Raw genomic sequence first — 18812 nt, 5'->3', positions numbered from 1 at the left:
GGACCACCCTAGGCGGCAATCCGACCGCCCCGGACGGACGCGTCAGCACCGGGCCCGGCGACTCGTGCGCCCTTCCCGGCGGACGCATCCGCCGCAGCGGCCAGACGGCGCCGGCGCCGGGGCACACCGAAGGTCGGGTGGGCGGTGGCCCAGAGCGAGAGCCTGAGGACGCCCGCCTTGATCCGCGCGGCCTTCCGGCCGCCCAGGTACGTCGGCTTCGGTTGCGCCTCGCCGTCGACCAGTTGCAGGATGCCGTCCCGCCGCCCCAGGCTGATGTGGTTGCCCGGGTAGGCCAGCTTGGTGGTCGCGACCCCGCCGCCGGTCAGGCGTCCCACGATCGCCTCGATGGCCTGCTTGCCGGTGTAGCCGGCCGAGGCGCAGGACATCGGCAGCGGCCGGCCGTTGTCGCCGATGGCGTGGGCGCTGTCGCCGACGGCGTAGACGTTCGGGTGCGACACCGACCGCATGGTGCGGTCGACGACGATCCGACCCTGCTCGGTGACCTCCAGCCCGCTGGCGGCGGCGATGGGGGCGACCGCGAACCCGGCCGTCCACACGGTGGCGTCCGAGGTTAGGGCGGTGCCGTCGGCGCAGAGCACCCGCGCTGCCTCGACGGCTTCGACCCGGGTGTGCTCCAGGACGCCGATGCCCAGCCGCTCGCAGGCGCGGCGCAGGTGGCTGCGGGCTCCGGCGGAGAGCCGGGCGCCCAGTTCGCCGCGGGCGATCAGCACCACCGACAGGCCGGGCCGGGACTCGGCGATCTCGGTGGCGGTCTCGATGCCGGTCAACCCGTCGCCGACGACCAGCACCCTCCCGCCGCCGTCCCGCCCGCCCAGGTTGTCCAGGCGCTCGCGCAGGCGCAGCGCCGAGGGTCGGGCGGCGACGTCGAAGGCGTGCTCCGCCGCGCCGGGGACACCGCGCTGGTCGCCGTGGCTGCCGAGGGCGTAGACAAGCGTGTCGTAGCCGAGCTCGCCACCGCCGTCGGCGTCGGCCACGGCGACGACCTGGCGTTCCGGGTCGACGGCGGTGACCCGGGCCAGGCGCAGCCGGATCCCCGTGCCGGCGAAGACGTCGGCGAGCTTCGGAGCCGCGATCTCCTGGCCGGCCGCGAGCTGGTGCAGCCGCAGCCGCTGGACGAAGTCCGGCTCGGCGTTGACCACGGTGACCTCGGTGTCGGCCGGGGACAGCCGGCGGGCCAGGTTCCCGGCCACGAAGGCCCCGGCGTAGCCGGCGCCGAGGACGACGATGCGGTGCCTCATGTGTCGCTCCTGTCTGTTCGCGTGCTCTCGCGAGTTGAGCGGAGCAGCGCCCCGATTGCTGACAGGAGCGGGCTGTGGCGCGGGCCACAAAGCGCCATGAGCGCGGCGCCCCGTGGGCCACGGGCAGGAGTCGGGCGCCGTCAGCGGTGGTCGTTCTCCTTCAGTTCGATCACCCAGGCGCGCCGCTCGGCGATCTTGCCGTCGCGCATCACGAACACCTCGGCCATCGACATCCGCATCTCCTCGCCGGTGTCGCGCCGCACCGAACCGACGAGTTCCGCCATGACCGTGTCGCCCTGCTCCACCATCCGGACCACCTCGAGTCGGGGCGGCGGCACGAAACCGGGTCCCTCGATCGCGGCGTCGTACGCCTCCTTGCCCTTCAGGTGGAACGCGCCGAAGACCGTCCACTCGATGTCGTCGGTCAGGCAGGACAGGATCTGCGCGTGGTCGTTCTTGCGGAAGCCGTCCAGGTAGGTCTCGACGGTCTCGGTGTTGCGCGACATGGGCGGTCTCCCCTCGCTGGGTCTGCCCGGGACGGCAGACCCAGCGACGCTACCCGCCAGGTGTGACGGAGGCGGGGAACGTCTCCGTCGGCCCGAGCAGGCAGCGCCGCAGCACCGTCAAGCCGCTGGACGGGCCAGGTGGGCCGGCGGGAGCGACGGGTCCTGGTCCGGCGGTGCGGTGGCGAACGGGGCGAGGAGGCCGGGCAGCGTCCGCTCGGCCAGGGCGATCACGTCGGCGGCGGCGAGGTCGACCGCCGCGTACCGGCCGTGGCCGGCGGCCGTGGTGGCGGTCAGCGTCGCCAGGCCGAGCCGGCGTTGCAGCACGCTCTGCCGCACCTGCCAGCCGATCACCGCCCCGCCGCGCAGCGCCGAGGTGGACCGGCTGACCAGCCCCGACCGGACCACCAGGTGGTCGCCGACCGTCGCATGCCCCAACGCCCGGTACGCCACCACCGCGGCCACCGCCACCAGCGGCGCCGACACCGGCCCGGCCAGCCACAACCGGGGCAGGCCGAGGACGGCGCCCAGCCCGGCCAGCGCCCCGGTGAGCGCCGCCACCACCAGCGCCGCCCAGCCGAGCCGGCGGCGCAGCGCGGCCGGCGGGTGCCCGCGCAGCGGCGCCTCGAACGGGTTCGGGTCGGCGTCGAGCACCGCGGCGGCCACCGAACGGGCCACCCGGACCGGGCCGCGCGGCAGCACGGTGGTGGCCGGGGTCATGCTCCACACCGTCAGGCCGGTGGTGATGACGTTGGTGTCCGCCGTGCCCATCCACCGCCACAGCACCGGTTCGGAGATCTCCACGCCGCGCAGCCGGTCGTCGTCCCGGTCGACCTCGCGGGTCTTGAACAGGCCCTGGCTGGTACGCAGCACGCTGCCGGCCGCGGTGCGCACCCGGGTCAGCCGGAAGTCCCAGAACTCGGCGACGAACGCCACCGCCATGCCGGCCACCCCGAGCACCCCCGCCGCGGCGACTGCGATCACGGCGGACCAGCCGAGCCCGAGCGCGCGCCAGTCCAGCAGCTCAGCGACCGCGCCCGCGGCGTCGAACCCGAACGACCCGGCCGTCCAGTACGCGCCCCAGAGCAGGCCGGCCGCCATCACGAACGCCCAGACGTTGACCACGTTGTGCACCAGCCAGGACCAGCGGATCCGGGCGAGGACCCGGGCGTCGCCGGCCACCGCTCCCCCGCCACGCGCGGCTCCCGCCGGCCGGGCCCCGGCGCCGCTCGGCGTCGCACCGTCGGTCGCCGGGTCGTCGGCGTCACGCAGCCCGACCCGGGCGTCAGCATCGCGCGGCCCGCCCCGTGCGGCCGCGTCACGCACTGGCGAGCCGGAGCGCGGCGAGCCGTCCCGCTCGGCCGGCTCGTCGCCGGGCGCCGCCCCGTCACCCGGCGGTGCGACCGGCTCGCCGCCGAGCAGGTCCCGGCGCAGCCGTTCGGCCGTCCGCACGTTGACCGCGTCCAGCCGCAGCGCCGCCTCCCTCTCCGCACCGGGCAGGCCGGCGCCGACGGTCACCACCCGCAGCCCGGCCAGCCGGTGCCGCAGCGCCGCCGTCGCGGTCACGCTGCGGATCCGGTCCCGGCGGACCGAGCGGTGCGAGCGCACCAGCAGGCCGGTGCGCAGCTCGACCCGTTCCCCGGTCACCCGGTACCGCGTCTTCGCCCACCGCAGCAGGTCGTGCCCGGCCTGGGCGACACCGACGACGGCGACCGCCAGCACCGGCCAGAGCGTCGACAGCCGCGCCTCGACCCGGAACACCCCCACCGCCAGGCCGGTCGGCGCGAGCGACAGCAGGCTGCGGACCACGTCCACCCACACCATGCGTACGTCCAGCCGCCGCCACCCGGTCACGTCGCGTCCCCCGGTGTCTGCCGCACCAACTCGGTGAGCTGTTCCGCGGTCCGCGCGGCCACCTCCGCGTCCAATCCCACCAGCCGTACCGGGCCGTGCGCGGAGGCGGTCGTCACGGTCACCGTGGCCAGCCCGAACAGTTGCTGCAACGGCCCGCGCACCCGGTCCACGGTCTGGATGCGGGACATCGGGGCGACCCGCCACTCCCGCACGAACCAACCCGAGGACGCGTACACCGCCTCGGTGGTGGCCTCCCACCGGTGCACCGCGTACCGCCAGGAGGGCACCACCGCCGCGTACCCGGCCGCCGCCAGCACCGTGACCACCAGCGCCGGACCGGACCACGACCGGGTCGACCCGGCCACCGCGTACGCCGCCGCCAGCGCGGCCAGCACCGGGGCCGCGCCGAGCACCGCGCGTACCGTCCACCACCCGACCGCCCGCCGCTCCACCCGGTGCCGGGGCGGGCGCAGCCGTACCGTCGATCCCGTCATCGCCTCATCGTGGGGGCCGGCGCCGCCCCGGACACCTGCCGACGGGCCAGACCGGTGGCCGATCGGCCAGAAATGGTGGCCGATGGGCAGCCGCCCGGCCGGCGCCGCCTTTCTACGCTCACCCCATGAGCGCGACCCGCACCGGCCGGACGTCGCCACGCTGGCTGCTCCCGGCCGAGCTGGCCACCCTCGACGCCGCCGGCGCCCGGCAGCGACGGACGGTCCGGGACTGGGTGGTGGACGCGACGCTGGTCGCGGCGGCGGCGCTGGTCGGGTTGTCGGTGTGGAGCGAGGACCCGCCCTACTACGCCGCGGCGGTCCCGGCCTGGATGCTCGCGGTCGACCCGTGGGTCGGCGCCGCCGCGTGCCTGGCCCTGTGGTGGCGGCGCCGGTTCCCGATGGCGCTGGCCGTCGCGCTGGTGCCGGCGCTCTACGTCGCCGGCACCGCGGTGGGCGCCACGATGGTCGCGGTGCTGACCGTGGCGGTGCGCCGCGACTGGCTGCCCGCCACCCTGGCCACCGCCGGCTACCTGGTGCCAGCGCTGATCTTCGGGGCGCTGCACCCCGCCCCCGGCACCGGCGTGGTCGCCTCGGTGGCGCTGGTCGGCATGATGTACCTGGTGCCGCTCGGCTGGGGGATGGCCACCCGAGCCCGCCGGCAGCTGATCGCCAGCCTGCGCCGCGACGCCGAGCGGGAACGGCAGGAGCACCACCGCCGGCTCGCCGACGCCCGCCGCGGTGAGCGGGAACGCATCGCGCGGGAGATGCACGACGTGCTGGCACACCGGATCTCGCTGCTGTCGGTGCACGCCGGTGGCCTGGCGTACCGCACGGCGCAGGCCGAGGCGGGCGTCGGGCGGCCGCTGGACGCCGCCGAGATCGGCCAGGCGGTCGAGGTGATCCGGGAGGCGGCCGTGCGGGCGCTGGACGAGCTGGGCGAGGTGCTCGCGGTGCTGCGCACCGACGGCGGGGACGGCCGGGAACGGGTGGCGCCGCAGCCGCGGCTGGCCGACATCCCCCGGCTGGTCGCCGAGGCCCGGGCCGCGGGCCAGCGGGTGAGCTTCGAGATGGAGTGCGCCCCGGGCGCCGCCGAGGCGTTGCGCCCGGCCACCCAGCGCACCGTCTACCGGACCGTCCAGGAGGGACTCACCAACGCCCGCAAGCACGCGCCCGGCGCGCAGGTGGCGGTCCGGGTGGACGCCGGGCCGGACACCGGCGTGGTCGCGTCGGTCACCAATCCCCTGCCGGGTACGCCCACCGGCGAGCTGCCGGGCGCGGGGGCGGGCCTGACCGGGCTCGCCGAGCGGGTGGCCCTCGACGGCGGCACCATCGAGCACGGCGTCGCCGACGGCTCGTTCCGGCTGACCACCCGGCTATCCTGGCCGACGTGACAGCGGACCGGATCCGTGTCCTGCTCGTCGACGACGACGCGCTGGTGCGTACCGGGTTGCGCCTGATGCTCGGTGGCGCCCCGGACCTCGACGTGGTCGGCGAGGCCGCCGACGGGGCCGACGTCGTCGACGCGGTGGCCCGGCTGCGCCCGGACGTGGTGCTGATGGACGTCCGCATGCCGGTGCTGGACGGGATCGCGGCGACCCGGAACCTGGGCAGCCGGGCCGGGCACCGGCCCGCGGTCATCGTGCTGACCACCTTCGACGCCGACGCCACCGTGCTGGAGGCGCTGCGGGCCGGCGCGGCCGGGTTCCTGGTCAAGCACACGCCGCCGGAGCGGATCGTCGACGCCGTGCACCGGGCCGCCGCCGGGGAGCCGGTGCTCTCCCCCACCGTGGCGCGCGCCCTCATCGACCGGGTCGCCGCCGGTGGCGACCCGGTCGACGAGCGGCGGCGCCGCGCCCGGGAGCGGTTCGCCCTGCTCACCGAGCGCGAGCGGCAGGTGGCGCGGGCGGTGGCGGAGGGACTGTCCAACGCGGACATCGCCGGCCGGCTGTTCCTCTCGGTGGGCAGCGTGAAGGCGCACATCTCCAGCGCGCTGACCCGGCTGGACATGACCAACCGGATCCAGCTGGCCCTGCTGGCCCACGACGCCGCCGACGACTGAGCCGCCACCGCGGCCGGTCGTGGTCAGCCGGTGCCGGGGGCCAGCCGGTTCAGCGGGCGCCGTCGAGGACGGGGATCAGCTGCTCCTCCTCGTAGGTCAGGTGGCGTTCCAGCTCGTCGGTGAGCCGGTCGACCTGCTGGCGCAGCTGGGCCGGGTCGGCGGTGGCGTCGGCGAGCACCGCGCGCAGCCGCTCCACCAGCTCGGCCACCCGCCGGTGCTCCTCCCGCAACCGGGCCAGCGTCGCGGCCAGGTCGGGACGCTGCTGGTCGAGGGCGGTGAACAGGCCGGTGTCCTCCATGGTGTGGTGGTGGTGCAGTCCCTGGCAGACCGTCAGGCAGTTGATCCGTAGCTGGGCGCCCAGCCCCGGCCCGGAGCGGGCCACCTCGGCGCGGATCAGCGCGAGTTCCCGCCGGAACGCGTCGTGCAGCAGCTTGAGCCCCGCGCCGAGGGACGGGGCGTTGGGCGGCCCGCCGGCCACCTGGTACAGCGCCACCACCGGGAGGACCCGCGTCGTCTTCTCCTGGTAGGCGGCCCAACCCGGGTCGGCCTCGACGGCACGGGCGAAGACGCGGTCGCGGTCGGCGCCGGTCAGCACCTCGGCCCGCGCCTGGTAGGTGAAGACGCCGTCCTCGACGGTGGCCCGCGGGTCGGCCACCAGGTTGTGGTACCAGTCGGGGTGGCGCGGCGCGCCCCCGGCGGAGGCGATCACCAGGATGCGTTCCCCGCCGTCGGGCAGGTAGCCGACCGGGGTGGTGTGCGGGGCGCCGGTACGGGCCCCGGTGGTGGTGAGCAGGATGAGCCGGCCGCCCGCGAAGGGGCCGCCGACCCGGCCGGAGTTGGCCCGGAACTCGTCGATGATCTGCTGGTTGAAGTCGTTGGGCATGCGCTGCTTCCGGTCGAGGCCGTGCGGCCGATCGATGGGCCGCACAGAGGTCGCGCCGAGCCTCGGTCGGGCCGGCGCGGGAGGCGAGGACAGTCGTGGTCACCCGGCGTCAGGCGCGGGGACGGCGCGCGAGCGCGCGCGGCGGCGGAACTGTCGGCAGGGATCGGCGGGCCGCGGGCCCGCCCCCGGGTCACGACGTCGCCGGGTGCCCTGTCCGCTCGTGGCCCATGGCCGACCCGGCAGTCACGGTGCCGACCCTACTGCCGCCCCGCGCCGGCCGGCAACGATCTTTTCCCGGTTGTGCCGGGGCGCGTACCGCTGGCACCGTCGGGACATGCCGATGACCGGGGCCGACGTGGCGCGCGCGGTGGCCGGGATGACCGCCGTCCTGGGCCCGTACGACGGGCGGGACTGGCGGGTGCCCGCCGGCGACCTGACCTGGAGTTGCTGGACCACCGCCGCGCACGTGGCACACGACCTGCTGGGCTACGCCGGTCAGGTGGCGGGCCGGCCGGCGGACGGCTACCTGCCGTTCGACCTCGTCGTGGCCGCCGACGCCGCGCCCCGGGCGGTGCTGCGGGTGGTCACCGCCTGCGGCGCGCTGCTGCGCGCGGCGGTCGACGCCGCCGCGCCGGAGAGCCGGGCCTGGCACTACGGGCCGTGCGACCCGGCGGGGTTCGCCGCCATGGGCGTGGCCGAGACGCTGCTGCACACCCACGACATCACCCGTGGGCTGGGGGTGCCCTGGCAACCGCCGGACGAGCTCAGCGCCGCGGTGATCGGCCGGCTGTTCCCGGACGCGCCGGACGGGCCCCCGGCGGCGGTGCTGCTCTGGCTCACCGGTCGGGGTGAGCTGCCGGGACGGCCCCGGCGGACGTCCTGGACCTGGCGGGCCGCGCTGGACTGACTCCCCCGCCGTGCGGGCGGGCTACCCGGCGCGGCGGCGCCACGGCGGCCACCACCCGCGACGGGTACGCCGCGCGGCGGCGGGTGCGGGTGCCGGGGCGGCCGGCGCGGTGGCGGCCGGTCGGCGCTCCTCGCGCCAGCGGCGTACCACGTCGTCGGCGTTCACCGGGCGGACCACCACCCGCGGCCCCTCCGGGTTGCGCAGCCAGGCGAAGATCTCGGCGTTCAGGTCGGCCACGTACGACCGCACCGCCTCCTCGGTCGGCAGGCCCCGCACCTCGTCGGGCACCTGTTCGGCCTTGCGGCGCAGTTGCAGCGGGGTGGGCAGCAGCAGGTCGCTGGGGAGCGCCTCCCGCTCCAGGAAGCTCTTGATCCACCACGACTCGTCGTAGGGCAGGTTGCGGCCGGGGATCGGTTTGCCCATGCCGGGCAGGTTGTCGAACTCGCCCCGCTCCTGGGCCGAGCGGATCTGCGCCTCGACGCTCGCTTCCCAGCCGTTCACCCGCCACCTCCCGCAGCCCACCGTATCGCGGCCGTCGGGAGGCGCAGCGTATCGGGCGGAGCGGGCATTCCCGCCACCCTCAGGCCGGTGACCCGGCCCACCGGGCGTGCCGGTGCCCGTCGCGCGGGAACGGCGGCCGGGCCGGCAGCACCTCCTGGAACCGGTAGCCGGTCTTCTCCGCCACCCGGCACGAGGCCGGGTTGTCCACCTGGTGCAGCAGGTCCAGCCGGGTCAGGCCGGCGGCGGCGAACCGGTCGAACGCCCACCGGGTCACCGCCTCCAGGGCGCGCGGGGCGATCCCCCGCCCCCGGGCCGCGGCGGCGGTCCAGTAGCCCACCTCGGCGTTCTCCCGTCCCGGCGCGAGCCGCTTGAGCACCACGTTGGCCACCAGCCGGTCGCCGTCGGGCAGCGGTTCCAGCACGGCGAAGGTGTACCGGTGACCGCTGTCCCAGCCCTCCCGGGTGGCGGCCAGCCACCGGCGCGCCGCCGCGTGGCTGGTCACCGGGACCGTCGTCCACCGGCGCAGCACGGGATCCCGGTAGACCTCGACCAGCGCGTCGGCGTCCTCGGCCCGCCACGGGCGCAGGAGGAGTTCGGGCGCGGCCGGGGACGCCGGCGCCCGGAGCATGATCGTCACCGGCCCAGTCTGCCCGCCGGCGCCAACAGCGGCTGCCCCGGCCGGTGTCGCCGCCGCGCGCCCGGTTGCGCCCCTGCCGGGCGCCGGTGTGCCGTTCAGGCCACCGGATCCCGGGTGGCCCTCGGCCGGCCGGCCACCCGGGCATAGGGTCGGTCCAGTCGACGGGGGGTCTGTGATGGTCGGTACGGGCGCGCTGGTGGGTATCGGGCTGGTCGCGTTGGGCCTGGTGCTCACGCCCGGGCCGAACATGGTGTACCTGGTGTCCCGGTCGGTGACCCAGGGCCGCCGGGCCGGGTTGATCTCGTTGCTCGGGGTCGCCGCCGGCTTCGCCGTCTACCTGACCGCCGCGGTCGCCGGCCTTGCCACGATCTTCGTCCTGGTGCCGGCGCTCTACACGGCGGTGAAGCTGGCCGGCGCGGCGTACCTGTTCTGGCTGGCCTGGCGGACGCTGCGCCCCGGCGGGCGGTCGCCGTTCAACCCCGCGCCGCTGCCGCCGGACCGGCCCCGCCGACTGTTCACCATGGGGCTGGTCACCAACCTGCTCAATCCGAAGATCGCGATTCTCTACGTGTCGCTGCTGCCGCAGTTCGTGGACCCGCAGCGGGGCCACGTCGCCGCGCAGAGCCTGCTGCTCGGCCTGACCCAGATCACCGTCGCGCTGACCGTGAACGCGCTGATCGTGCTCGGCGCCGGCACCCTGGCCGGGTTCTTCGCCCGCCGGCCGCTGTGGCTGCGGGTCCAGCGCTGGGTGATGGGCACCGTGCTGGGTGGCCTGGCGGTACGCATCGCCGCCGACCGGTCCCGGGCCGCGGTCGCCACGCCCTGACCCGGCCCCCGCGCCGGTCAGCGGGCGGTGTCGTGGTGCCGGCGGACCATGCCGGCGGCCAGCGGCGCGGCGTCCAGGTCGCCGGCCGCGATCCGCGCGGCCACGGTCCGGCGCACGAGCCGGTCGGCCAGCCCGGGCGCGTGCCGGGCGAGCGCCAGTTCCAGCCGGCCCCGGCCGGTGGTGGCCACGTCCCGGGGGGCCCGGCGGGCGGTGGCGGCCCGCAGGATCGCCCGGACCACCCCCTGCACCGGCTCCAGCCGGGACACCCCCCGCAGCGACAGCCCGGCCTCGGCGGTGCTGTCGTGGATCGGCGAGGAGACCATGCTCGGGTAGACCACGCTCACCCCGACGTGGGTGCCGACCTCGTGGCGCAGCGCGTCGGCGTAGGCGACCAGGGCCCGCTTGCTGACCCCGTACGCGGCGGCGAGCGGCAGCGGCAGCACGGCCATCCGGCTGGCCACGAAGATCACCCGCCCGCGCGCGGTGACCAGGTCGGGCAGCGCCGCGGCGGTGGTCCGCCAGGCGGCCAGCAGGTTCACCTCGAGCTGCTGGCGCACCACCGCGTCGGGCGGCAGTTCGGCGGGGGCCGGGCCGCCGACGCCGGCGTTGTTGACCAGCAGGTCCAACCCGCCGAGCCGGTCGACGGCGGCGCGTACCGCCGGCGGCACGGCCGCCGGGTCGGTCAGGTCGCAGCGCAGCACCGGGATGTCGGCGTCCGGCGCGCCGTGCAGGTCGAGCCCGACCACCCGGGCCCCGGCGGCGGTCAGCGCGGCGCCCAGGTGCCGCCCGAAGGTGCCGTCCGCCCCGGTGACCAGCACCCGCCGGCCGGCCAGCCGGCTCACGGCCGGGCTCCGGCGCGCGCCGCCGGGGCGGTCGAGCGGGCCCGGCGCGCCCCGGCGGCCAGCTCCCGGCCCAGCTCACCCAGGTAGGCGTCGAAGTCGACCCGCATCGCCGGCCGGCGCTGGCCCCACCGGGCGGTGGCCGCCCGCAGCTCGGCCCGGCAGGCGGCCCGCTGCGCCCGCGGGTCGGGCAGCGCGTACCGGCCGGCGAGGTAGCCCGCGACGAGTCGGGCCTGCGCCTCGACCAGGGGGAACGCCGCCCCGGTCGACTGCATCAGGCCGACGAACAACAGACCGGGTGCGTCGGGATGGAACACGTGCCGGTACAGCGGCAGGGTCTCCGCGCCGTCGCCGAGCAGCGCCGGGTCGAGGAACGGGATCTCCACCCGGTAGCCGGTGCACCAGACGACCAGGTCGATCTCGTCGCTGCGGCCGTCGGTGAACTCCACCCGGTCGCCGTCGAAGCGGGTGATGCCGGGGCGGGCCTCGATGTCGCCGTGGGTGAGCCGGGACAGCAGCCCGTCGGAGAGGGTGGGGTGGTCCTGGAGGAAGCCGTGGGTGGGGGCGGGCAGGCCGTACCGGGTGGGCGGGCCGACGGTGGCGGTGAGGGTCAGCTGGCTGATCCGTTGCCGCAGCCGCCACGGCAGCCGCCGGGCCAGCGCCCCGTTGAGGGTGTCCGACGGGCGGCCGAGCAGGTACTTCGGCACCACCCAGACACCCCGGCGCAGCGACAGCAGGGTGCGGGTGGCCGCGTACGAGGCGTCGACGGCGATGTCCATCGCCGAGTTGCCGCCCCCGACGACCAGTACCCGCCGGCCGGCGAGCTGCTCCGGCCCCCGGTAGTCGTGGCTGTGCCACTGCTCGGCGGTGCAGGTGCCGGGGTAGTCGGGGCTGGGCGGCTTGGGCACCCGGTTGTGGCCGTTGGCGACCACCACCGCCTCGACGGTGACGGTGACCGGCCCGTCCGGCCCGGTGGCGTGCACCGTCCAGGTGCCGCCGGGGTCCTGGACGACGCGGCCGACGGTGTGCCGCAGCCGGACGGCGTCGAGCAGCCCGAACCGGTGCGCGTAGTCGGCGAGGTAACCGGCGATGCGGGTGTGGTCGGGGTAGTCCGGCCAGTCGTCGGGCATCGGGTGGTCGGCGAACTCGGTGCGCCGCCGGCTGGTGTTCAGGTGCAGCGTCCGGTACGCCGGCGAGCCGGGCGCCCCGTACACCCAGAGGCCGCCGACCCGGTCGGCGGCCTCGAAACAGACCGCTGGCACGCCGGCGTCGGCGAGGGCCTTGAGACTCGCCAGTCCGGCCGCCCCGGCGCCGATCACCGCCACTGTCGGCTGCCCGACCATCCCGCCTCCCGACATTAATCCAACGACTGATGGATAATGGCCGGGCCGGGGTCCGCCGTCAAGAGCCGGTCGGTCCGTACAGCCCGTCCAGGAACCGGTGCACGAACATCCGGAACTCCCGTCGCTCCCGGGCCCCCGACGGCGCCGCGGCCAGGGCCACCACGTGCCCGTGCACCGCCCAGACCAGGCTGCGCACGGTGATGTGCGGGGTCGGCTCGACCAGCGCGCCGGCCGACGCGGCGGCGGTGAGCAGCTCCGCCACCAGCCGGTACAGCGGCGCGGCGTACCGCTCGTCGAGCTCGGCGTGCCGGTGCGGCTCCAGCCAGCGGCGCAGCCACAGCGCGGTGGTCTCCGGCCGGTCCTCCAGGAAGTCCACGAAGACGTCGACGAGGTCGTGCAGGGCCCGCCGGGCCGCCGGCGGCCCGGCCGGCAGCGCCGCGCGGGCCCGCTCGGCCGCCGCCTCCAGCACCTCCCGCTCGGCGGCGAAGACCCGGGCGAAGCAGGCGTCGTAGAGCTGCGCCTTGGTGCCGGTGTGGTGCGAGACGGTGGCCACGTCGACGCCGGCGGCCGCCGCCACGTCGCGCAGCCCGACGGCGTCGAACCCCCGCTCGGCGAAGAGCCGGGTGGCCACGGTGAGCACCAGCTCGCGGGTCGGACGGCTCTCCTCCCGCCGGGGCCGACCCGGGCGGCGTCGGGGCATGGTCATGGCCGCCATTCTGCCCCTACAATCCAGCATCCGTTGGATTGGCGCGGGCGCGGGCCCGGACAGGAGGCGGCGATGACCGGGCTCGACCAGCAGCCGGCCACCGGCGAGGGGGCCACGCTGCCGCGCGGGCCGCTGGCCGGCTTCGCCACCGGCTCGCTCGGCATGGGCGTCTGGGTGACCGTCCCGGGCCTGCTGCTGCTCTACTTCCTCACCGACGTGCTCGCCGTGGCGCCGTGGCTGGCCGGCCTGGCGCTGCTGCTGCCGAAGGTCGCCGACGTGCTGCTGCACCCGTGGATCGGGCACCGCTGCGACGTCGAACAGGCCCGCCGGGGCGACCGGCGCCGGCTGCTGCTGCTCGGCTGCGCCCTGCCGGTCGCGTTCGTCGCGCTCTTCGCGGTGCCCGGCGGGCTGACCGGCGCCCCCGCGGCCGCCTGGGTCGCGGTCGCCTTCGTCGCCGGCAACCTGCTCTTCGCCGCCTACCAGGTGCCCTACCTGGCCACCCCGGCCGACCTGCGGATCGGCTACCACGAGCGGACCCGGCTGATGGCGTTCCGGATGGTGGTGCTCACCCTCGGCATCCTGGTGTCCGGGCTGCTGGCGCCGCTGCTGGCCGGCGGCGACGACGCCACCCGCGGCGGCTACCAGCGGATGGGCCTGCTGCTCGCGGCCGGCATGCTCGCCGCCATGCTGGTCGGGGTGGCCGGCATCGGCCGGCTGCGCCGGGCCGCGGCGGCGGTCGCGCCGGCCCACGGGGGCGGCTGGCGGGCGCTCGGCGCGGCGCTGCGGGACCGGCAGTTCCGCTGGCTGGTCGCCGCGTACCTGGCCATGTCCACCACCACCCACCTGGTCCTCGCCGGTGTGCCCTACTACGCCGAGTACGAGCTGGGTCGGGCCGGCCTGACCACCGTGCTGGTCGCCGCGTTCGTCGCGCCGGCGCTGCTGGTCACCCCGGCCTGGCTGGCGGTGGCCCGCCGGGTGGGCAAGCAGCGGGCGCTGCTGGCCGCGCAGGGCGCGTTCGCCGCCGGCTCGCTGATGCTCGCGGTGGGTCGCCCGGCCGGGCTGCCGCTGCTGGTCGGCGCGGTGGCGGTGCTCGGCGTCGCGTTCGCCGGCATGCAGCTGCTGCCGTTCTCCATGGTGCCGGACGTGATCCGGGCCGGCGCCGGGGTCGGCGCGGGTACCTACACCGGCGTCTGGACGGCGACCGAGGCCACCGGCGCGGCACTCGGCCCGTACCTCTACGCGCTCTGCCTGGCCGGCGGCGGCTTCGTCGCGTCGGCGGCCGGCGAGACGGTCGTCCAGCCGGACTCGGCGCTGGCCGCCGTCCGCTACGGCTTCGGCCTGCTGCCCGCCGCGGCGATGCTCGTCGCGATGCTGCTGCAACGCCGCTACACCCTGGACCGGCTCGCCCGCGCCGGGAGCTGACCGGCCGGCCCACCGGCGGGGAGCCGCCGGCCGGCGCGGCACTAGACTTCGCCCTCGATGGACGCCGAGCCCAACGTCGAGACCCGCCCGTGCGCGCACTGTGGACGGTCGGTGCCCCAGCGCGCCGGCGCGGGCCGGCCGTTCCGCTACTGCCGGGACAACGACGGCGCCTGCCAGCGGGCCTCGCGCAACAACCGGATGCGGCACCGCAACGCGCCGGGCCTGCCCGGGCAGGTGGCCCGCACCTGGGAGGCGGTGGACCGGCTCGACCAGATCGTGCAGACCCTCAGCGAGGCGCTGCACGCCGAGCTGTCCCCGGTCGGGGTGGAACGGCAGCTGGCCGAGGCACGCGCCGAGGCGGCCGCCCAGGTGGCCGCCGCGCACGCCGAACGCGACGAGGCACGCCACGAGGCCGACCAGGCCACCACGGCCGCCGCCCGGGCCCGCGAGGAGGCGCGGGCCGCGCTGGCCGACCGGGACGCCGCCCGCCAACGGGCCGAGCAGGCCGTCGCCCGGGCCGGCCGGGACGCCGAGCGGGCGGAACAGGCCGAGGCGGCCCGGGACGAGGCCCGCCGGGCGGCCAGCGCCGCCGAGGCGCTGCGGACGCAGGCCGAGCGGGACCGCGACGCGGCCCGGCACGAGCTGCGTGCCGTGCGCGCGGAGCGGGACGCCGAGCGGCACCGGGTCACCGACCTGACCGCCGAACGCGACGCCGCCCGCGCCGACGCCGACCGGGCCACCCGGGCCGCCGCCGAGGCCGCCGACCGCGCCGAGCGGTGGCAGGCCGAGGTCACCGACGTCCGCCGCCAGATCGAGCAGGCCCGCACCGACACCGCGCGGGCGCGGGCCGGCGCCGCCGACGCGGTACGCGCCCACGAGCGGGCGGACCGGGCCCGGGAACGCGCCGAGGCCGCGGCCCGCGAGGCCGACGCCGCGCGGCAGGAGGCGGTGGACACCGCCGCTCGGCTGCGCGCGGAGCTGGCGGCCACCGCCGCCCAGCGGGACGCGCTCACCGCCGAGCTGGCCACCGCCCGGCAGGCCACCGCCGCGGCCGAGCACCGGCTCGCCGAGCTGGCGGTACGGCTGCGCACCGCCGAGGCCGACCGCGACGCCGGCCAGCAGCGGGTCGCCCAACTCGCCGGCCAGGTCACCGACCTGGCCGCCGCGCTGGCCCGACTCTCCGGCCCCGCCGCCCCCGCCGAGCCGGTCGCCGACGCCGCCGCCCGCTGAGGCGGGCCGCACCGTCTGTCAGGCCCAGGACACTCCCCGTTCATCAACCGTCCATTCAGGTATTTACCCTGAGCGATCCTCCATGCACTGATGGCGATTCTCGGGAGGCATCCCGACCGGGCCCGCCCATAGCATCGGCGATGACCGATGCCGGATCCGGCGTGTCGGGGGGATTCCGCGGGGGGAACGCAGGTGCAGGTCACGTCCAACGAGTACGTCTTCGCCGCGTCCTTCGCCCAGGAGTGGATCTGGCTGGCCAGCCAGCTCGGCGCCGAGGCGTCGGCGTACAACCTGCGCTCGCCGATCCTGCTGCCACCCGGCACCGACGCCGGCGTGCTGCGCGCCGCGCTCGCCGAGTTGACCCGCCGGCACGAGCCGCTGCGCACCGCGCTGCGCACCGCCGACGGCGCGCTGACCCAGGTCGTGCACGCCGACGTGCCGATCGAGCTGGCCGAGACCGACCTGTCCGGGCTGGCCGAGCCGGACCGCTCCGCCCGCCTCGCCGACCTCGTCGCCGCCGACCTGGCCGCCCCGTTCGTGCTGCACCGGGCGCCGCTGTGGCGGGCCCGCCTGGTGCACCTGCCGCAGCGCCCCGCGCTGCTGTTCACCGCGCACCACACCGTCTTCGACGGCAGCTCGCAGCCGATCCTGGAGGCGGAGGTCGAGGAGCTGTGCCAGGCCGCGCTGCACCGGCGTACGCCGCGCCTGCCCACCCTGGAGATCCAGTACGCCGACTACGCGGTGTGGCAGCGCGACCAGGCTGCCAGCGCCGCCGCCGAGGCCGACCTGGCGTACTGGCGCGAGCGGCTCGCCGGCGCCCCGCCGGTGCACGGGCTGCTGCCGGACCGGCCGCGCGCGGCGGCCACCGAGCGGCCCGGCGCGGAGGTCACCTTCGACCTGCCCGGGCAGCTGCGCGACACGGTCGCCGAGGTCGGCCGCCGGCACTCGGCGAGCAGCGCGATGGTGCTGCTCGCCGGCTACGCCGCGCTGCTGCACCGGCTCAGCGGCGACGCGCAGGTGTGCGTCGGGCTGCCGGTCGCCGGGCGCAACCGGCCCGAGCTGGCCCCGCTGATCGGCATGTTCGTCAACACGCTGGTGCTGCGCCTCGACCTGACCGGCGACCCGAGCTTCGGCGAGCTGATCGGCCGGGTCCGGGAGACCATGCTGGCCGCCTGGGAACACCAGGACCTGCCGCTGCCCCGGCTCGTCGAGGCGCTCAACCCGCCCCGGCTGCCCGGCGTGCAGCCGCTCTACCAGCTCGGCTTCAACCACCTCGGCCAGGTGGGGCTGAGCACCAGCAACGGGGTCGCCCGCGAGGAACTGCTGCTCGAGGTCAGCGACACCGCCGGGCGGCTGGAGTACCGCAGCGACCTGTTCGACGCCGACACCGCCCGGCGGATCGTCGCGCGCTGGCTCACCCTGCTGCGCGGCGGCCTGGCCCGGCCCGACCGGCCGCTGTCCGCGCTGCCGCTGCTGCCCGCCGCCGAACGCGACCTGCTGGTCACCGGGTGGGCCGCCGGGCCGCCGGCGCCACCGGCCGGCCCCGGCGTGGTCGAGCTGATCCGCGCCCACGCCACCCGCACCCCCGACGCGGTCGCCATCCGCGACGCCGGCCGGTCGCTGACCTACCGGCAGCTCGACGAGCGCACCGCCCGGCTGGCCGCCCGGCTGCGCGCCCTCGGCGCCGGCCCCGAGCAGCTGGTCGGGGTGGCGCTGCCCCGCTGCGCCGACGTGGTGGTGGCGATGCTGGCGGTGCTGCGGGCCGGCGCGGCGTACGTGCCCCTGGACCCCGGCTACCCGGCGCGGCGGCTGGCCCACCTGGTGACCGACTCGGCCGCCACGGTGGTGGTCACCTCCGCCGCCGTCGCCGACGCGCTGCCGGCCGGGGCGTACCGCCCGGTCCTGACCGACGACCTCGACGGCGGTCCCGACCCGGACGGCGCCGGCGAGCCCGCGCCGGTGCACCCGCACGGCCTCGCCTACGTGATCCACACCTCCGGCTCCACCGGCCGGCCCAAGGGCGCGATGATCGAGCACCACTCGCTCGCCGCGCACGCCACCTGGTTCGCCCGGCAGCACGCGCTCACCCCCGACGACCGGCTGCTGGTGCTCGCCTCCCCCAGCTTCGACCTGTTCGGCCAGGAGGTCTACCCGGCCCTGGTGGCCGGCGCGACCCTGGTCATCGCCCCCGAGCAGGGCGCGCTCGACCCGGACGCGGTGCTCGACACCCTCCGCCGGGAACGGGTCACCCTGCTGTCCTGCGTGCCGACGGTGCTGCGGCACCTGGTCGCCCACCCCGGCCTGGCCGAGGCGACCGACCTGCGGCAGGTGGTCTGCATCGGCGAGCAGCTCGACGGCGACCTGGCCGCCGGCCTCGGCGCGGTACGCGCCGTGCCGCTGCACAACCTCTACGGGCCGACCGAGACGACCATCGCGGTCTCCGCGCACACGGTGCCCCCGGGCACCCACCCGGCCGGCGCGGTGCCGATCGGCGTGCCGATGCCCGGCGCGCGGCTGCACGTGCTCGACGAACGGGGCGACCCGGTCCCCGTCGGCGCGCCCGGGCACCTGCACATCGGCGGCGGCCCGGTCGGTCGCGGCTACCTGCGCCGCCCCGCCGACACCGCTGCCGCGTTCGTGCCCGACCCGTTCGGCCCGCCCGGCGCGCGGCTGTACCGCACCGGCGACCGCTGCCGCTGGCGCTCCGACGGGACGCTGGAGTTCCTGGAGCGGCTCGACCGGCAGGTGAAGGTCAACGGCGCGCGGGTGGAACTCGGTGAGATCGAGACCGCGCTGCGCGCCCAGCCCGGCGTCGACCAGGCCGCGGTGGCGGTCCGCCCGGACGGCCACGGCGGGCAGCGGCTGGTCGGCTACCTCACCGGCGACGCCGACCCGGCGCGGCTGCGCGCCGCGCTGCGGGCCGTCCTGCCCGGACACCTCGTACCGACCGCCTTCGTCACCCTCGACGCCCTGCCGCTGATGCCCAGCGGCAAGCTCGACGTCGCCGCGCTGCCCGACCCGGCCGACGCCGACGACGCGGCGCCGGCGGTCACCGCCCCGCGCACCGGCGCCGAGGAACTGGTCGCCGCGGCGTGGGCCGAGGTGCTCGGCGTCGCCTCGCTCGGCGTGCACGACAACTTCTTCGACCGGGGCGGGCACTCGCTGCTGGCCAGCCGGGCCGTCGCCCGCATCGGCGCGGTCCTGGACGTGGACGTCCCGGTCTACATGCTCTTCGCCCACCCCACCGTCGCCGAGCTGGCCGCGCAGGTCGAACGGCTGCTGGTCGCCCGGCTCGACGAGATCTCCGAGGACGAGGCCGCCGCGCTCCTCGCCACCTACGAAAGGTAGC

At 77.0% G+C, this 18812-nt stretch carries 17 protein-coding genes; 7 read left to right on the top strand and 10 right to left on the bottom strand.

All coding sequences use genetic code 11. The annotated features are described in order from the left end of the window. Window positions 1-8: 8 nt before the first annotated feature. The 4 genes from SM577_RS23575 to SM577_RS23560 form a co-directional block, all read right to left on the bottom strand. On the bottom strand, window positions 9-1259 hold the full coding sequence (locus tag SM577_RS23575) for an NAD(P)/FAD-dependent oxidoreductase (protein WP_474587986.1): 1251 nt from the start codon (window positions 1257-1259) through the stop codon (window positions 9-11). A gap of 140 nt (window positions 1260-1399) precedes the next feature. Continuing rightward, window positions 1400-1765, bottom strand: coding sequence for a nuclear transport factor 2 family protein (locus SM577_RS23570; protein ID WP_088993810.1), 366 nt, complete (start codon window positions 1763-1765; stop codon window positions 1400-1402). Window positions 1766-1882: 117 nt separating this feature from the next. After that, a complete protein-coding gene (locus SM577_RS23565; protein WP_474587985.1) occupies window positions 1883-3616 on the bottom strand; it encodes a PH domain-containing protein in 1734 nt (577 codons plus the stop codon). After that, window positions 3613-4110 (bottom strand): PH domain-containing protein, encoded by a 498-nt coding sequence (locus tag SM577_RS23560; RefSeq protein ID WP_474579783.1) that lies wholly within the window; start codon window positions 4108-4110, stop codon window positions 3613-3615. The genes SM577_RS23565 and SM577_RS23560 overlap by 4 nt, the downstream gene beginning before the upstream one ends. 125 nt (window positions 4111-4235) lie before the next feature. Between SM577_RS23560 and SM577_RS23555 the strand changes: the two genes are divergently transcribed. Both SM577_RS23555 and SM577_RS23550 read left to right on the top strand, forming a co-directional pair. Further along, a complete protein-coding gene (locus tag SM577_RS23555; RefSeq protein WP_474587984.1) occupies window positions 4236-5501 on the top strand; it encodes a sensor histidine kinase in 1266 nt (421 codons plus the stop codon). After that, the gene (locus SM577_RS23550) at window positions 5498-6169 is read left to right on the top strand and encodes a response regulator (RefSeq protein ID WP_302922673.1); all 672 of its coding nucleotides are present in this window, start codon (window positions 5498-5500) and stop codon (window positions 6167-6169) included. The genes SM577_RS23555 and SM577_RS23550 overlap by 4 nt, the downstream gene beginning before the upstream one ends. Window positions 6170-6218: 49 nt before the next feature. Here the strand turns inward: SM577_RS23550 and SM577_RS23545 are convergent, their stop codons facing one another. Next, entirely contained in the window at window positions 6219-7052 is an 834-nt protein-coding gene (locus tag SM577_RS23545; protein WP_474587983.1) for a nitroreductase/quinone reductase family protein, read from the bottom strand. Window positions 7053-7392: 340 nt separating this feature from the next. Between SM577_RS23545 and SM577_RS23540 the strand changes: the two genes are divergently transcribed. Continuing rightward, window positions 7393-7959 (top strand): hypothetical protein, encoded by a 567-nt coding sequence (locus tag SM577_RS23540; protein ID WP_474588029.1) that lies wholly within the window; start codon window positions 7393-7395, stop codon window positions 7957-7959. Window positions 7960-7980: 21 nt separating this feature from the next. Here SM577_RS23540 and SM577_RS23535 read toward each other — a convergent pair whose 3' ends face one another. Next, the gene (locus SM577_RS23535; protein WP_302922675.1) at window positions 7981-8460 is read right to left on the bottom strand and encodes a DnaJ family domain-containing protein; all 480 of its coding nucleotides are present in this window, start codon (window positions 8458-8460) and stop codon (window positions 7981-7983) included. 79 nt (window positions 8461-8539) lie between these two features. Continuing rightward, entirely contained in the window at window positions 8540-9088 is a 549-nt protein-coding gene (locus SM577_RS23530; RefSeq protein ID WP_474580034.1) for a GNAT family N-acetyltransferase, read from the bottom strand. Between the two features lie 184 nt (window positions 9089-9272). Between SM577_RS23530 and SM577_RS23525 the strand changes: the two genes are divergently transcribed. Then, a complete protein-coding gene (locus tag SM577_RS23525) occupies window positions 9273-9923 on the top strand; it encodes a LysE family translocator (protein ID WP_302922676.1) in 651 nt (216 codons plus the stop codon). A gap of 17 nt (window positions 9924-9940) precedes the next feature. Here SM577_RS23525 and SM577_RS23520 read toward each other — a convergent pair whose 3' ends face one another. Genes SM577_RS23520 through SM577_RS23510 form a run of 3 tightly spaced genes read right to left on the bottom strand, consistent with a single transcriptional unit; the run spans window position 9941 to window position 12805 of the window. Then, a complete protein-coding gene (locus SM577_RS23520; RefSeq protein WP_302922677.1) occupies window positions 9941-10765 on the bottom strand; it encodes an SDR family NAD(P)-dependent oxidoreductase in 825 nt (274 codons plus the stop codon). Further along, window positions 10762-12105, bottom strand: coding sequence for a flavin-containing monooxygenase (locus SM577_RS23515; RefSeq protein ID WP_474587982.1), 1344 nt, complete (start codon window positions 12103-12105; stop codon window positions 10762-10764). The genes SM577_RS23520 and SM577_RS23515 overlap by 4 nt, the downstream gene beginning before the upstream one ends. 58 nt (window positions 12106-12163) lie before the next feature. After that, window positions 12164-12805, bottom strand: coding sequence for a TetR/AcrR family transcriptional regulator (locus tag SM577_RS23510; RefSeq protein WP_474588028.1), 642 nt, complete (start codon window positions 12803-12805; stop codon window positions 12164-12166). 78 nt (window positions 12806-12883) lie between these two features. On the opposite strand from SM577_RS23510, the gene SM577_RS23505 reads away from it, so the two are divergent. From SM577_RS23505 to SM577_RS23495, 3 genes are all read left to right on the top strand, one after another. After that, window positions 12884-14233, top strand: coding sequence for an MFS transporter (locus tag SM577_RS23505; RefSeq protein WP_474587981.1), 1350 nt, complete (start codon window positions 12884-12886; stop codon window positions 14231-14233). A gap of 57 nt (window positions 14234-14290) precedes the next feature. Beyond that, complete coding sequence (locus SM577_RS23500; RefSeq protein ID WP_474587980.1) at window positions 14291-15463, top strand: hypothetical protein; 1173 nt, start codon at window positions 14291-14293, stop codon at window positions 15461-15463. Window positions 15464-15655: 192 nt separating this feature from the next. Continuing rightward, window positions 15656-18811, top strand: a complete 3156-nt coding sequence (locus SM577_RS23495; RefSeq protein WP_474587979.1) for a non-ribosomal peptide synthetase — start codon at window positions 15656-15658, stop codon at window positions 18809-18811. Window position 18812 lies beyond the last annotated feature (1 nt).

Source organism: Micromonospora desertarenae, assembly GCF_056150265.1.
The sequence above is the reverse complement of the archived record's forward strand: the minus strand, read 5'-3'. Positions and strand labels throughout refer to the sequence as shown.

Coding starts and splice junctions, on each gene's coding strand:
- SM577_RS23540 (WP_474588029.1), top strand. CDS start 7,393: ATGACCGGGGCCGACGTGGCGCGCGCGGTGGCCGGGATGACCGCCGTC.
- SM577_RS23530 (WP_474580034.1), bottom strand. CDS start 9,088: ATGCTCCGGGCGCCGGCGTCCCCGGCCGCGCCCGAACTCCTCCTGCGC.
- SM577_RS23510 (WP_474588028.1), bottom strand. CDS start 12,805: ATGCCCCGACGCCGCCCGGGTCGGCCCCGGCGGGAGGAGAGCCGTCCG.
- SM577_RS23545 (WP_474587983.1), bottom strand. CDS start 7,052: ATGCCCAACGACTTCAACCAGCAGATCATCGACGAGTTCCGGGCCAAC.
- SM577_RS23500 (WP_474587980.1), top strand. CDS start 14,291: ATGGACGCCGAGCCCAACGTCGAGACCCGCCCGTGCGCGCACTGTGGA.
- SM577_RS23525 (WP_302922676.1), top strand. CDS start 9,273: ATGGTCGGTACGGGCGCGCTGGTGGGTATCGGGCTGGTCGCGTTGGGC.
- SM577_RS23505 (WP_474587981.1), top strand. CDS start 12,884: ATGACCGGGCTCGACCAGCAGCCGGCCACCGGCGAGGGGGCCACGCTG.
- SM577_RS23560 (WP_474579783.1), bottom strand. CDS start 4,110: ATGACGGGATCGACGGTACGGCTGCGCCCGCCCCGGCACCGGGTGGAG.
- SM577_RS23570 (WP_088993810.1), bottom strand. CDS start 1,765: ATGTCGCGCAACACCGAGACCGTCGAGACCTACCTGGACGGCTTCCGC.
- SM577_RS23555 (WP_474587984.1), top strand. CDS start 4,236: ATGAGCGCGACCCGCACCGGCCGGACGTCGCCACGCTGGCTGCTCCCG.
- SM577_RS23515 (WP_474587982.1), bottom strand. CDS start 12,105: ATGGTCGGGCAGCCGACAGTGGCGGTGATCGGCGCCGGGGCGGCCGGA.
- SM577_RS23575 (WP_474587986.1), bottom strand. CDS start 1,259: ATGAGGCACCGCATCGTCGTCCTCGGCGCCGGCTACGCCGGGGCCTTC.